The sequence below is a fragment of the Micromonospora sp. NPDC051227 genome (assembly GCF_044455385.1).
Classification (GTDB): domain Bacteria; phylum Actinomycetota; class Actinomycetes; order Mycobacteriales; family Micromonosporaceae; genus Micromonospora.
In genome coordinates, this window is the sequence record NZ_JBITET010000001.1 from 824,963 (window position 1) to 838,411 (window position 13,449).

At 70.2% G+C, this 13,449-nt stretch carries 16 protein-coding genes; 5 read left to right on the forward strand and 11 right to left on the reverse strand.

Going from position 1 to position 13,449, the window contains the following annotated elements:
* The first annotated feature begins 1 nt into the window (after position 1).
* The 5 genes from ACIA47_RS03800 to ACIA47_RS03820 all read left to right on the forward strand — a co-directional run bounded on the left by ACIA47_RS03800 (position 2) and on the right by ACIA47_RS03820 (position 4,402).
* Positions 2 to 976, forward strand: coding sequence for an ABC transporter substrate-binding protein (locus tag ACIA47_RS03800; RefSeq protein WP_203118962.1), 975 nt, complete (start codon positions 2 to 4; stop codon positions 974 to 976).
* 72 nt (positions 977 to 1,048) lie between these two features.
* Positions 1,049 to 1,849, forward strand: a complete 801-nt coding sequence (locus ACIA47_RS03805; RefSeq protein ID WP_396705205.1) for an ABC transporter permease — start codon at positions 1,049 to 1,051, stop codon at positions 1,847 to 1,849.
* A complete protein-coding gene (locus ACIA47_RS03810) occupies positions 1,846 to 2,670 on the forward strand; it encodes an ABC transporter permease (protein ID WP_396705207.1) in 825 nt (274 codons plus the stop codon). The genes ACIA47_RS03805 and ACIA47_RS03810 overlap by 4 nt, the downstream gene beginning before the upstream one ends.
* Complete coding sequence (locus ACIA47_RS03815; RefSeq protein ID WP_124860935.1) at positions 2,663 to 3,475, forward strand: ABC transporter ATP-binding protein; 813 nt, start codon at positions 2,663 to 2,665, stop codon at positions 3,473 to 3,475. Before ACIA47_RS03810 ends, ACIA47_RS03815 begins: the two co-directional genes overlap by 8 nt.
* 39 nt (positions 3,476 to 3,514) lie before the next feature.
* The gene (locus tag ACIA47_RS03820; RefSeq protein WP_396705209.1) at positions 3,515 to 4,402 is read left to right on the forward strand and encodes a PaaX family transcriptional regulator C-terminal domain-containing protein; all 888 of its coding nucleotides are present in this window, start codon (positions 3,515 to 3,517) and stop codon (positions 4,400 to 4,402) included.
* On the opposite strand, the gene ACIA47_RS03825 is transcribed toward ACIA47_RS03820, so the two are convergent.
* The 11 genes from ACIA47_RS03825 to ACIA47_RS03875 form a co-directional block, all read right to left on the reverse strand.
* A complete protein-coding gene (locus tag ACIA47_RS03825) occupies positions 4,326 to 5,852 on the reverse strand; it encodes a long-chain fatty acid--CoA ligase (RefSeq protein WP_396705211.1) in 1,527 nt (508 codons plus the stop codon). The two genes, ACIA47_RS03820 and ACIA47_RS03825, sit on opposite strands and share 77 nt — an antisense overlap.
* Before the next feature lie 59 nt (positions 5,853 to 5,911).
* The gene (locus ACIA47_RS03830) at positions 5,912 to 6,364 is read right to left on the reverse strand and encodes a MaoC family dehydratase (RefSeq protein WP_203118949.1); all 453 of its coding nucleotides are present in this window, start codon (positions 6,362 to 6,364) and stop codon (positions 5,912 to 5,914) included.
* A gap of 17 nt (positions 6,365 to 6,381) precedes the next feature.
* The gene (locus ACIA47_RS03835) at positions 6,382 to 7,263 is read right to left on the reverse strand and encodes an amidohydrolase family protein (RefSeq protein WP_396705213.1); all 882 of its coding nucleotides are present in this window, start codon (positions 7,261 to 7,263) and stop codon (positions 6,382 to 6,384) included.
* 51 nt (positions 7,264 to 7,314) lie between these two features.
* Positions 7,315 to 8,241 (reverse strand): SDR family NAD(P)-dependent oxidoreductase, encoded by a 927-nt coding sequence (locus tag ACIA47_RS03840; protein WP_203118946.1) that lies wholly within the window; start codon positions 8,239 to 8,241, stop codon positions 7,315 to 7,317.
* Between the two features lie 112 nt (positions 8,242 to 8,353).
* Positions 8,354 to 9,115 (reverse strand): IclR family transcriptional regulator, encoded by a 762-nt coding sequence (locus ACIA47_RS03845; protein ID WP_396705216.1) that lies wholly within the window; start codon positions 9,113 to 9,115, stop codon positions 8,354 to 8,356.
* 30 nt (positions 9,116 to 9,145) lie between these two features.
* Entirely contained in the window at positions 9,146 to 10,099 is a 954-nt protein-coding gene (locus tag ACIA47_RS03850; RefSeq protein WP_396705218.1) for a PDR/VanB family oxidoreductase, read from the reverse strand.
* On the reverse strand, positions 10,096 to 10,314 hold the full coding sequence (locus ACIA47_RS03855; protein ID WP_396705220.1) for a hypothetical protein: 219 nt from the start codon (positions 10,312 to 10,314) through the stop codon (positions 10,096 to 10,098). Before ACIA47_RS03855 ends, ACIA47_RS03850 begins: the two co-directional genes overlap by 4 nt.
* Complete coding sequence (locus ACIA47_RS03860; protein ID WP_396705222.1) at positions 10,311 to 11,354, reverse strand: Rieske 2Fe-2S domain-containing protein; 1,044 nt, start codon at positions 11,352 to 11,354, stop codon at positions 10,311 to 10,313. Before ACIA47_RS03860 ends, ACIA47_RS03855 begins: the two co-directional genes overlap by 4 nt.
* A 155-nt stretch (positions 11,355 to 11,509) precedes the next feature.
* A complete protein-coding gene (locus tag ACIA47_RS03865) occupies positions 11,510 to 12,115 on the reverse strand; it encodes a TraR/DksA family transcriptional regulator (protein WP_396705224.1) in 606 nt (201 codons plus the stop codon).
* A 155-nt stretch (positions 12,116 to 12,270) separates the two neighbouring features.
* The gene (locus ACIA47_RS03870; protein WP_396705226.1) at positions 12,271 to 13,005 is read right to left on the reverse strand and encodes a VOC family protein; all 735 of its coding nucleotides are present in this window, start codon (positions 13,003 to 13,005) and stop codon (positions 12,271 to 12,273) included.
* A gap of 59 nt (positions 13,006 to 13,064) precedes the next feature.
* Complete coding sequence (locus ACIA47_RS03875) at positions 13,065 to 13,424, reverse strand: DNA polymerase ligase N-terminal domain-containing protein (protein WP_203118935.1); 360 nt, start codon at positions 13,422 to 13,424, stop codon at positions 13,065 to 13,067.
* Positions 13,425 to 13,449 lie beyond the last annotated feature (25 nt).

Below are 13,449 nucleotides of genomic sequence, written 5' to 3' on the forward strand. Positions count from 1 at the left end.
AATGAAGAAGGTCATGGCTCTCGGGCTGATCGCCGCTACCGCGATCGCCCTCACCGGATGTACCGACTCCGACGCGTCCACACCGTCCGCACAGCCCTCGGGCGACCTGCGCAAGGTCCGGGTCGCGGCGCTGCCCATCACCGAGACCGCCGCGCTCTGGGGCGGCGTCAAGGCGGGCATCTTCGCCGAGCGCGGGCTCCAGGTCGAGGTGCTGCCCGCCCAGGGCGGCGCGCAGGCCATTCCGGCACTCATGAACGGCGACATCGACTTCGCGATCGGCCAGCCCTTCGGCCCGTTCCGGGCCGACCTGCGGGATCTCGGCGTCGTCATCATCGGCAACTACGCCTCCTCGTACGCCGACGGCGACGACATCAACGCCGTGGTCGCCTCGGCGAAGTCCGGCATCAAACGACCGGCCGACCTCGCCGGCAAACGGGTCTCGGTCAACAGCCTGGGCGCGGCCGGCGACGTGACGATCATGGCGGCGGTCGAGAAGGACGGCGGTGACCCGTCGACAATCAAGTTCGTCGAGGTCGCCTTCCCGGACGCCCCGGCCCAACTCGAATCCGGCAACATCGACGCCGCCTGGGTGCCGGAGCCCTTCGTCACCCAACTGAAGACCCGCGGCGACACTTTCATCGTCGCGCCCTACCAGGCGGTGGTGCCCGGCCTGACCACGCTCACCACCATCACCACCAAGGAACGCACCGAGAAGGACGCCAAGCTGGTCGAGGACTTCACCGCAGCGATGAAGAAGACGCTGGAGTGGGCCAAGGACCCCGCCAACGAGGCATCATTGCGGCAGGCCATCAAGGACAACCTGGAGCTGCCACCGCCGGTGGCCGAGTCGGTGCGGCTGCCGGCCTTCGGTTGGGAGGTCGACCGGTCGAGCCTGCAGACGCTCGCCGAGCTCGCGCAGAAGTACAAGGTTCTCGACAAGCAACCCAACTTCGACCGTCTCATCCAGCAGCAGTAGCTGGCGCGATCCCGCCCTCCCCGACCCCCGGACCGGGGAGGGCCTCGCCGCCCGCCTGACGACGGGAGTGACATGCGCGTGTTCCCCACCCGACGCCTGCGCGCGTTACGCACAGCGATGCTGGGCGTCGTCGGCCTGACCGGGTTCCTCGTCGTCTGGCAGCTGATCCCGACGCTGGGCCTGATCAACCCGCTGTATCTGCCGTACGTGACGGACGTGCTGGCGCGGCTGTTCGAGCAGCTCGTCGACCTCGCGTTCTGGCGGCGGCTGGGCAGCACCATGACGTCCTGGGCGATCGGCCTGACGGTGGCGACGGTCGCCGCCGTCGTCCTCGGCACGGTCGTCGGGCTGGTGCCGTTCCTACGGCGCGCGACCCACACCATTGTCGAGTTCCTGCGACCGATCCCATCGGTCGCCCTCATCCCGCTCGCCGTGCTGATGTTCGGCATCCAGCGGCAGGCCGCCCTCGTCATCATCATCTACGCGTCGTTCTGGCAGGTGTTCGTGCAGGTGATCTACGGCGTCGCCGACGTCGACGCGGTGGCTCGCGACACCGCCCGCAGTTTCGGTCTGACCCGGCGGGAGCAGTTGTCGCACCTGGTCCTGCCCACCACCCTGCCGTACCTCATGACGGGCCTGCGCCTCGCGGCGGCGGTGGGGCTCATCCTCGCCATCACCGCGGAGATGGTGATCGGTAACCCCGGCCTCGGGCGCATGATCGAGCTTTCCCGCTCCGCCGGAGACGCCGCCGGCCTGTACGCGCTGGTCGTGGTCACCGGCCTGCTCGGGCTCATGGTGAACATCGTCTTCCGGTTCATCGAGCGTCGGGTGCTGTCGTGGCACCAGTCGGTACGAGGAGAGGAGCCGTTGTGACCCCGTACACCGGGCGGATCGCCACCACGGCACGCAGCCGGACGGTCGGATTCCGGATCGCGGCGAGCCTGCTCTACCCGTTGGGGTTGCCGACGCTGCTGCTGGTGCTCTGGGGTCTGGTGGCGACGAGGACGACGAGTCGGTTCTTCCCCGACCCGTTGACGATCGCCGAGGCTTTCAGGGAGACCTGGATCGGCCCGGCGTTCGTCGAGGACGTGCTGCCCAGCCTCGCCCGCCTCGGCCTCGGTGTCGCGGCGTCGATCGTGCTCGGCATCGCCGCCGGCACCGTCATCGGCCTGACCCGCTGGTTGCGCGAACTCCTCGAACCGCTGCTGGAGTTCCTCCGGGCCATCCCGCCACCGGTGCTGATTCCGGTGATGATGCTCCTGCTCGGGATCACCGACACCATGAAGGTCGTCGTGATCGTCTCCGGCGCGATCTGGCCGATCCTGCTGAACACGATCGAGGGTGTCCGGGGGACGGACAGCGTCATGACGGAGACCGCGGAATCATTTCAGGTCACCTGGTGGGAGCGGCTCTGGTTCCTCGTGCTCCCGGCCGCCAGCCCACGGGTCATGGCCGGGGTCCGGCAGGCCCTCTCGGTAGCGCTGATCCTGATGGTCATCTCCGAGATGTTCGCCTCCTCCTCCGGCCTCGGCTACCGGATCGCCTACTTCCAGCGCAACTACCTGATCGCCGAGATGTGGAGTGGCATCCTCCTCCTCGGTCTCGTCGGCGTCTTCCTCGCCGTAGCTTTCGGTCTCGTCGAACGGCGTGTTCTGCGCTGGTACCACGGAATCAGGGAGGTCAACCGTGCCTGATCGGAGCACCCTGCTGCGGGTGGAGCACCTGCGGAAGGTCTACGAGTCGGCGACGGGCACCGTCGAGGCGATCGGGGACATCAGCTTCACCATGGACGCCGGTGAGCTCGTCTGCATCGTCGGGCCGTCCGGTTGTGGCAAGACCACCCTGCTGAAGTGCCTCGCCGGCCTGCTGCGGCCCACCAGCGGCGTGGTCGAGATGGACGGCTCGCCGGTGACCGGGCCCAGCCCGGCCATGGCCGTCGTGTTCCAGGAGTACGGTCGCAGCCTCTACCCCTGGCTGACGGTGCGCGGGAACGTCGAGCTGCCACTGCGGCACAAGAAGCTCACCCGCGCGGCCCGGGACAAGCTGGTCGTCGACGCCCTTGAGGCGGTGGGCCTCGCGCACGCCGCGCGAAGCCACCCGTGGCAGCTCTCCGGGGGGATGCAACAGCGGGTGGCGATCGCGCGGGCGATCGCCTACCAGCCCGACGTCCTGATCATGGACGAACCGTTCGCCGCCGTCGACGCGCAGACCCGGGCCGACCTGGAGGACCTGGTCCGCGAGCTGCACGCCAGCCGCACCATCTCGGTTGTCTTCGTCACCCACGACATCGACGAGTCGGTGTATCTCGGTCAGCGGGTTCTAGTATTGTCCACGTCGCCGACCTGGGTCCAGGAGGACCTCGCGATCGACCTGCCGCCGGAGCGCGATCAGATCACGACCCGCGCTCTGCCCCGTTTCACGGAATTGCGGACGCACGTCTACGACCAGATCCAGCGGGCCAAGCGCGGGCAGGCTGTGGCCCCGCGATCCGCCCGGTGATCGGCGGCCAGGCCAACGAGTTCGCCGAAGGGAAGCGCTGTGGGTAGTCGTCAGCCGAAGCAGTTGTTGCTCGCCTTCTTCGGCGAACACGTCGTCGACGCCGCCACGGGGCCCATCCGGGCAAGCGCTCTGATCACCGTGTTGGAAGGCGCGGACGTCGCCGCGCCGGCCACCCGCGCGACCCTCGACCGTCTCGTGCACAGCGGCATCCTCGCGCGCAGCAGGAGCGGCCGGGAGACGCTGTTCTCACTGACCGAGCACGGGGCGGCGGTGTTGCGCGAGGCGAAGGACCGCGTTCGCGGGCCGCGGCCGTTCGACCCGCAGGGCAGCGGCTGGACCCTGGTCACCTTCTCGATCCCGGAGGGTCAGCGGATGCTGCGGCACCGGCTGCGCTCAACCCTCACCTGGGAGGGCTTCGCGCCGATCCGGGACGGGCTCTGGCTCGCGCCCGGCGAGGTCGACCTCGCCGGGTCGTTGGAGCCGCTGCGCCAAGACCTCGCACCCAACACCGTGGTCGCCTTCCACGCCCGCGAACTCGCCGGCTTCCCGATCGGCGAGAGCGTGCGCGCGGCCTGGGACATCGAGGCGATCCGACGCGCGCACCTCGCCTTCATCGAGGTGTGGGACGACAGGTCCGCGCTGGCGATGGCGCCGAGCGCCCTCACCGTACGGACGATGCTCGTAGCGGACTGGCTCGCCCTGCTGCGCGCCGACCCGAGGCTGCCGGCCGAGTTCATGGACGCGGAATGGCCCGCCGCGAGATCGGTGCGGACCTACCGCCGGATGCACGACAAGCTGGCCGAGGCGTCCGCGGCGGAGTTCGCCGAACTCGTCGCGACCCGGCCCGCGACTAGGCGCCGAATCGGGTCCGCAGATCGGCCTTCCGCACCTTCCCCGACGCCGTCCGCGGCAGCTCGTCCACGATGACGACGTTCTTCGGGAGCTTGTAGCGCGCGATCCTGCCGTCCAGGCGGGCCCGGACGGTGGCGGTGTCCACGGACGCGCCCTCCCGTACGGTCACGATCGCCCACGGCACCTCCCCCCAACGCTCGTCCGGCACGCCGATGACCGCCGCCGAGGTCACCCCGTCGACCTCGGTGAGCAGCTGCTCGAGTTCGAGCGGGTAGATGTTCTCGCCCCCCGAAATGATCATGTCCTTGAGGCGGCCGGAGATGTGGAGGTAGCCGTCGGCGTCCAGGTGGCCGAGGTCGCCGGAGCGGAACCACCCGTCGGCAGTGAACGCCTCGGCGGTCGCCTTCGGCAGCCCGTGGTAGCCGGGAAAGACGTTGGGACCGGCCACCTCGATCTCACCGACAGCGCCGGCGGGCAGCACCGCACCGGCCGGATCGGTGATCCGTACGTCGGTGAAGAAGTGCGGCAGGCCGACACTGCCCTGCTTGACGCGGGTCATCGTGGGCGGCAGCGCGGTGGCGCCCGGCGCGGCCTCGGTCATTCCGTAGCCCTGGGAGAACGACAGGCCCCGCGCCTCGTACGCGTTGAGGATGCGGGCCGGCACCGCCGAACCTCCGCAGGTGAGCTTCGTCAACGTCGACAGGTCGGTTGACGCCCAGGCGGGGTGGTCGGCCATCAGCTGGTAGGTGGTCGGCACACCGCTGAGCATGGTGACCCCGTGCCGCTCGATCTGCGCGAGCGCGCGGCCCGGCTCGAAGCCCCTCTCGATGACCATCGTGGCGCCCTTGAGGATGACGGGCAGGGCGCCCATCCCGAGCGAGGCGACGTGGAACAGCGGCGAGATCATGAGGGCGACGTCGGTGGAGACGACGTCATAGTCGACCACACAGTTGAGCGCCACCCAGGTGAGGTTGCCGTGGGTCAGCACCGCGCCCTTGGCCCGGCCGGTCGTGCCCGAGGTGTAGACGATCGCCGCCGGATCCTCGTGGGCGGTGTCGGCGTGGCCGGTGAACGGGGTGACGGCGGCCCGGGCCAGGTGGGCCAGCCCGGGCCGGTCCGCGCTGCCCGCACCGTTGACGATGACGTACGGGGTCCGGACGGTCGACACGGCGGAGGCCACCGGCACCGCGAAGTCCGGGTCGTGGATCAGCACCCGCGCACCGCAGTCGGCGAGGACGTAGGCGATCTCGGGTGCGGCGAGCCGGGTGTTGACCGGCACGAAGACCGCCCCGACCTGCGCTGCCCCGAACATCACCTGGAGGAGTTCGGGGCTGTTCTCGCCCAGGTAGGCGACGGAGTCGCCGTTGCCGACGCCCCGCTCCCGCAGCACCGCCGAGATCCGGTCGACGGCGTCGGCGAACTGGCGGTACGTCATGGGTGGCCGGTCGCCGTGGATGATCGCGATCTGGTCCGGGGACTTGAGCCGGCGCTTGGCCAGCCAGGCGCCGATTCCGTGCTGGTGCATCATCATTCTCCTGGGGGTGGAGGTGGTGTGCTCGCCCGGCTCGACGGATGCCCCCGGGCTCAGGCGTAGAAGCGGTACAGCCCTCGCGCGACGACCGCCGGCTTGGTCCCGCCCTCGATCTCAATCGTCTGGTCGACGGTGAGCTGGTAGCCGCCGCGGACCTCGACGACCTCGACGACGGTGGCCCGCATGCGCACCCGCGCCCCGACCACGACCGGCGCGGGGAAGCGCACCTTGTCGAGGCCGTAGTTCACCTTCGTGGTCACCCCCTTGACCTCGAGCAGCTCGGTCCAGAAGGGAACCGCCAGGGAGAGGGTGAGGAACCCGTGCGCGATCGGCGCGCCGAACGGACCGGTCTTCGCCCGTTCCGGGTCGACGTGGATCCACTGGTGGTCGTCCGTGGCGTCCGCGAACAGGTCCACCTGGTCCTGGGTGACAGTGCGGTACCCGGTGTGGCCGAGATCGGTGCCGGCGAGGTCGCCGAGCCGGTCGTAGGTGATGGTCGTCGTCATGGCGTTTCCTCTCGTCGTCACCGGGCCAGGCCCAGCAGTCGGGCCGCGTTGTCCTTCAGGATCCCCGGAAGCACGTCCGGCTTGAGGTCGGTCGACTGCACGTCGCGAAGCCACCGGTCCGGGGTGAGCATCGGGTAGTCGGTGCCGAAGAGCACCCGTCGCTTCAGCAGCGAGTTCGCGTAGCGCACCAGCTCGGGCGGGAAGTACTTCGGGCTCCAGCCGGACAGGTCGATCCAGGTGTTGTGCTTGTGCGTGGCCACCGACAACGCCTCGTCCTGCCAGGGCACCGACGGGTGGGCCATGATGATCTGAAGGTCGGGGAAGTCGGCCGCGATCGGATCGAGCAGAATCGGGTTCGACCGGCCGAGGCGCAGACCGTAGCCGCCCGGCGTACCCGCGCCGATGCCGGTCTGCCCGGTGTGGAAGAGCGCCGGGACGCCAGCCCGCTCCAGGAGGCCCCACAGCGGCGCGTACTCGTCGTGGCTGGGGTCGAAGCCCTGCACGGTGGGGTGGAACTTGAAGCCGCGAACGCCCTCCTCCCGGATCAACCGGTCGGCGAGTTCGAGGGCCGCTCCCCCGGTGCGCGGGTCGACCGACCCGAACGGGATGAGCACGTCGGCGTGCTCGGCCGCCGCGCGGGCGATGTCGCTGCTCGACAGTGGCTGATGCTTCAGTTGGGTACGCGCGTCCACCGTGAAGACGACGGCAGCCATGTGCCGCTCGCGGTAGTACTGCGCCACCGCGTCGACGGCGGGCCGTGGGCCGTCCGTCCTGAAGTACGCCGACGCCGCTGCCACGAGCGGTTCGGGCAGAGAGGCGTGACCCTGGTCGTCGACCTCGATGTGCACGTGCATGTCGATCGCCGTGACGTCGTCGAGGTCGATCGCGGGCTGGTACATGGGGCCAACCTTCGTCGGGCGGGTCGGTGCGGGCAGGTCTGCTCGGGCCGGTCAGGACGGCGCGGGCTCGAACTCCTCGGGGAGTTTCGGGAAGCGTTCGCCGACACTCTGCGCGGCACCGGCGAACGTCGTCGGCCAGGCCTCCACCAGCGCGTCGTACGTCCAACCGCCCTCGCGGTGCGCGGTCAGCGCCGCCTCCGGGTGGGTCCAGATCTGCAGGCGGTCCCCGCCGACACCTATCACCTGCCCGGTCACCGAGGCTGCCGCGTCGGAGCCGAGGAACGCGACCAGCCCGGCCACGTCGTCCGCCGTGCCGAATCCCAGCTCGTGTCGGAAGAACGCGGGCATCGGCTCGCCGTTCGCCTCGGCCCGCACCGCCGCGGCGAAGTAGGGAACGGTGGCTGTCATCGCGGTCGCGGCGACCGGGACGACGGTGTTGGCGGTGATGCCGGCCCGCTTGAGCTCCAGCGCCCAGGTCCGGACCATGCCGACGATGCCCGCCTTGGCGGCGGCGTAGTTGGTCTGGCCGAAATTGCCCCGCTGCCCGGTGGGTGACCCGACGCAGATGATCCGCCCGCCCTCGCCGGCCTGCCGCATGTGCTGCACCGCCTCGCGCACTGTGGTGAACGTGCCGCGCAGGTGCACGTTGATGACGGTGTCGAAGTCGTCGTCGCTCATCTTCCACAGCACCGTGTCGCGCAGCACGCCGGCGTTGGTGACGAGGATGTCCAGCCGTCCGAAGTGCTCGACCGCCGTGCTGACGAGCTCCTTCGCGGTCTCGGTCGGTCCGACCGGTGCGACCACCGCGACGGCCCGACCGCCGGACGTCTCGATCGTCGCCACGGCGTCGGCGGTGGCCTCGGCGTCGACGTCGTTGACCACGACCGAGGCGCCCCGCCGCGCCAACTCCTGCGCGTAGGCGAGGCCGAGACCCCGCCCGGCGCCGGTGACGATGGCGACTTTGCCGTCCAGTGACATGAGTGCTCCCTTTCGTCGATGCCGATCCGCGCACGAAGGTGGGGAGTAACACGCGCACCGGCAACGTAATGCAGAATTTGACCGGGCGTCAACGATTCGCAGTCTGTCTACATCAGACGGCAGGGCGGGTGGAGTTGTTCAGCGCCCGGGAGACCACCCGGCCGGCGGCCTGGACCAGCGGTGCCAACGCCACCGCGTCCGCGCGGTCGTGGGCGACCACCAGCGAGATCGCCGCCACCACACCATCCGGTACGCGGATCGGCGCGGCCACCGAGAGGGCGTCCATGGTGACCTGACGGTCGCTGACCGCGTACCCGACCCGGCGTACCTCGGCGAGGCAGCGACGCAGCCGCTTCGGGTCGGTGATGGTCAGTTCGGTGTACCGCTCCAGCGGAGCGGCCAGCACCTGCTCCTGAACCTCGGCGGGCGCGTGGGCGAGCAGGACCAGCCCGACGCCGGTGGCGTGCAGCGCGAAGCGACCCCCCACCCGGGTGAGCACGGGCACCGCGTGTCGCCCGGCGATCCGTTCGATGAAGACGAGTTCGAGATCCTGCCGGACGGCGAGCTGGACGTTCTCGTGGGTCACCTCGTACAGGTCCTCCATCACCGGCAGGGCCAGCTCCCGCAGCCCCAGGCCCCTGGGGGCGAGCGAGCCCACCTCCCACAGCCGCAGACCGATCCGGTACCGCCCGTCGTCGCCGCGCTCAAGTGCCCCCCACGCGACCAGCTCCGCGGCCCGCCGGTACACGGTGGGCAGTGGCATCCCGGTGCGACGCGCCAACTCGCTCAGGGTCAACGCCGGGGTGGCCGGGCTGAACGCGTCGAGCAACGCCAGCACCTTGCTCGTCACCGACCGTCCCGGTTCTGCGCGCACCCCGTCATCATCCCCGCCCACGCCGGGCGCTCACAGCTCCAGCACGAGGCGGGGCGTACGGGCCCGGGAGACGCAGATCATCATGGTGTCCCCGGCGGCCCGCTCCTCGGCGGTGAGCAGGCTGTCGCGGTGCTCCGGCACACCGGCGAGCACCGGCGTCTCGCAGGTGCCGCAGGTGCCCTCCCGGCAGGACGAGAGGACCTGGACCCCGGCCTCCTCCACCGCCCGCAGGATCGGCGTGCCCGGCGGCACTGTCACCGTCCGCCCGGAGAGCGCGAGTTCGACCTCGATCGTCGTCTCCGGCGCGCCGGTGTCGCCTCGGGCGGTGAAACGCTCGACGTGCAGGCAGCCGGGTGGCCAGCCACGGCAGTGCTCCTCGACCGCGGCGATCAGTGGTTCCGGGCCGCAGCAGTAGACGAGCCCGGTGCCGGGCCGGCCCAGCAACCCGGCCAGATCAAGCAGCCCGGTCTCGTCCTGCGGGTGCAGGCTCACCCGGTCGCCGTACTTCTCCCGCAGGGTGGTGGCGAAGACCATGGTGGCGCGGCTGCGTCCGCCGTACACCAGCCGCCAGTCGGCGCCTGCGGCGTCGGCTGCGGCGACCATCGGTGCGATGGGGGTGATGCCGATACCGCCGGCAATGAAGAGGTAGCGGCGTGCCGCGACCAGCGGGAAGGTGTTGCGCGGTCCGCTCACCCGGACGGTCGCGCCGACGGTGAGCCGCTCGTGCGCCAGCTGGGAGCCGCCGCGCCCGTTCGGTTCGCGCTGCACGGCGATCCGCAGGACGGACCGCTCCGCCGGGTCGCCGCAGAGGGAGTACTGCCGGGCCAGCCCGGCGCCCAACTCCAGGTCAATGTGCGCGCCCGGCGTCCACTCGGGCAGGTCACCGCCGTCCGCCCGACAAAGGCGAATCGCCACCACCTCGGCCGCCACCTGATCGCGGCCGGCGACCACCAGCTCGACACCGGTCAGCACGTCCACAGTCACTCGCGCATCGCCGGCCGCCTCGGCGGCCCGGGCACCGGCACGGCTGCACCCTGGTGGCCCTGCGGGTGGCCGAGCAGCCACTCCCACAACTCGACCGGTTCCTCGGTGCGGCGCTCGGCCCCGCAGTGGCAGATCCCGCGCAGGGTGTCGGTGCCCGGCACCCAGTGGATCCGGTAGACCCGGTCCCCGGTGAGGGAGCCTGCCCGGGACCTCATCGCGCCGCTCCCACCGTCCCCGACCCGACCATCCGAGCCAGCAGCCGCCGGGCGGCCAGTCCACCGGTGTCGATGTTGATGCTCAACTCCTGGTACCTGTCCGGCTCGGTCGCGATCACCTGCTCCAGGATGTTGAGCGCTGTCACGTCCTGCATGACAACTGTGTGATTGCTGTGGTGGAGGTACTCGCTGACCGACTCGTCGTCGATGGCGAAGTCGCGCGCCACCGCCCAGAAGTCGTAGGTGGTGTGCTCCGTCGACGGGGTGATGGCGTACACGATCTCGGCGTGGAACGCTTCGCGGTCCTCGCCCTCCGCGGGCGGGTAGACACCCTGCGGTGCGATCCGGCTGTGCAGCAGGTAGAGGCAGGGCGGGTGGTACTCGATGTCCTGCCACCGGGTGATCCGGCCCTGGATGCCGGTGGAGCGCGCGTAGAACGGGGGGCACTCGGCGTCGTCCATGTGCCGACTGACGTAGACGATCCCCCGGTCCTCGTCCACTTCGGTGGTGATCGGGGTGTCCGCCACCTCCGGCGTGCCGATGTAACCGCCGTGCAGATAGGTCTCGTGGGACAGGTCCAGGAGGTTGTCGACCAGCAGGCCGTACCGTGCGTTCAGTGGCGCCATGCCCCGCACCACCGCGTAGCGCGGGTGGGCCAGCCACGGTGCGCGGGGAATCGCAGCCGGTTCGGCCCGGTCGAGGTCGCCGATCCAGACCCAGATGAAGGAGTCCTGTTCGACCACCGGGAACGAGACCACCCGCGCGGTGCGCGGGATGCGCTGTTGACCGGGTACGAAGACGCAGGCGCCGGTCGGATCGTAGGTGAAGCCGTGGTAGCCGCAGACGATCGTGTCGCCGTCGAGCCGGCTCTCCGACAGCGGGAAGCGCCGGTGTACGCACCGGTCGGCGAGCGCCACCGCCTGCCCGGCACCGGTGCGGTACAGCACCAGCGGCTCACCGAGCACCGTCCGGGCGAGCAGGTTTCGCCCCACCTCACTGCCGTAGGCCGCCACATACCACTGGTTACGCGCGAATGTCATGCGACCGGACCTCCATGCCGACGGACGTCGATGGAGCCGGATCGTCCCGTGCGGTGTCCCCGCTGGGGAACCGGAGCTTTCACTGAATGAAAGGCCGGGCTCTCGCACGTGACGGTGTGGCTGCCGTGCCGGCGGCGCGGCAGCCACACCGGGCGTCACCTGTTCTGCTTCTCCTGGCACGGCACGCAGAAGCGGGCGTGCGGGAGAATTTCGAGCCGCTCGGCCGGGATGCTCCGGTGGCACCTCTGGCAGGCACCGTAGGTGCCGTCACTGATGCGGCTCAGCGCACCGGTGATCTGCTCGATGGTCTGACGGGTGGCTGCCAGCAGCGCGGCCTGATTGTGGGCCTCGCCCGGGTCGCCGGTGTCGGCGTTGAGTTCGGTCAGTTCCCGCAGGCGAGCCGTCTGGGTGGCGAAGTCGTCCGCCAGGGACGCTCGCACATCAGCCAGCCAACTCTGATCGAGGGTACGACGATGATCGACGGTCATGGTCTGCCTTTCCAGGGGATTGGGCGGGAAAAACAAAAAGGGCCGAAGCTGGATAGCTTCGCCCTGGCGGTCGTTCTGGGTATGCAACGATTCCGCAGGTGGGCCTCGGCCGGTTCGCGTGGGGCTCGACATCTTGTGCGTGGGCGCGGTGTGCGGCGCGCGGACAACCGGCACCCGCATGTCGGCCTTGAGGCGTGTCGCCGTCGGCACCTGGACAGCACCGCCTACCGCCACCTCGGTGGCGGCGGGCGAGCGGAAGGTCACCGGCGGCATGCCCCCACCATAGATCGGTGTCTGCCGTAAAGCCAACGTCCGCGGTGGGACCTCACGTCGGCCACGAACTGCCACTTTCGCCGCAACCGGGCCGTTGCCCGACCCGGTGGGCGCCCTTCGACATCCGCCGCAGAATGGCGGCACCCCGTGATCGGTCAGCTCGGGGTGAGGAGGCAGAACTCGTTGCCCTCCGGGTCGGCGAACACCCGCCACCGGACGGTCTGGCCCAGCTCGATCGGGGTCGCGCCGAGACTCCGCAGCCTGACCGCCTCGGTCTCCAGGTCGTCACCGGGGTACGGGCGGACGTCGAGGTGGACGCGGTTCCACCCGTTCTTCACGTCAGGTGTACGGACGAACTCCAGGTAGGGGCCGACGCCCTTGGCGGAGCGCAGTCTCGCCCCCTGGTCGGTCACCTCGTGCAGCGTCCAGTCCGTGGCCTCGCTCCAGAACCGGGCCATGGCTCGCGGGTCCGCGCAGTCGACCACGACGGCGGCGATCGGCCCGGTGTCCTGGTAGAGCGGCCGGGGGTCCAGCACGCAGAACTCGTTGCCCTCCGGGTCGGCCAGGACCGTCCACGGCACGTCACCCTGGCCCACGTCGGCGGTTGTCGCGCCGAGATCCTTCAGCCGCGCGACCACCTCCGCCTGATGCTCCGCCGAGGTGGTGGCGAGGTCCAGGTGCACGCGGTTCTTCACCGTCTTGGGCTCCGGGGAGACGATGAGGTCGATGCAGACAGCTACGGGGTCGGGGTAGACGAAACCCTCGGGTTCGAGGTTCGTCACGCCGGGTCCCTCACTGGAGATTTCCCAACCGAGCGCCTGCGCCCAGAAACCGCCCAGCGCGGCGTCGTCCTGAGCCTTCATGTTGATCTGTACAAGCCGCGTTGCCATGCCGGCGATGCTAGGGCCTGTGACGCAGTCCCGCTGCCCACCATCGCCGTCTTCGTCGGCTACCGTCCGCGCTCGTCCGGAGGCTGCTCCTTCGTCAGGTGGAGCAGCCACCCCTCGCCGGTGCGGATGAGCGCGTACCGCCGACGGCCGGTGCGGCCGTGCAAGGTGAACAGCATCCGGCGGTCGGTGCGGTCGTGCTCCTCCCAGGTGCCGATGTCGGCGATCGACTTGTCGGCGTCCTCGTAGGTGAGGTGATCCAGGTCGTGGTCGGGTACGGCGATCGCGAGCCGGTTGTCGCTGGGGCTGTCCGGCAGGCCGCGCGGCACCGCCCACGAGCGCAGCACACCGTCTTCTTCGAGCCGCAGGTCGAAGTGCGGTCGTGGTTTGCGGTGGTCGTGCAGGACGAAGGCGGGTGCCACTCCCCCATTGTCGGCGCCGGCCGGC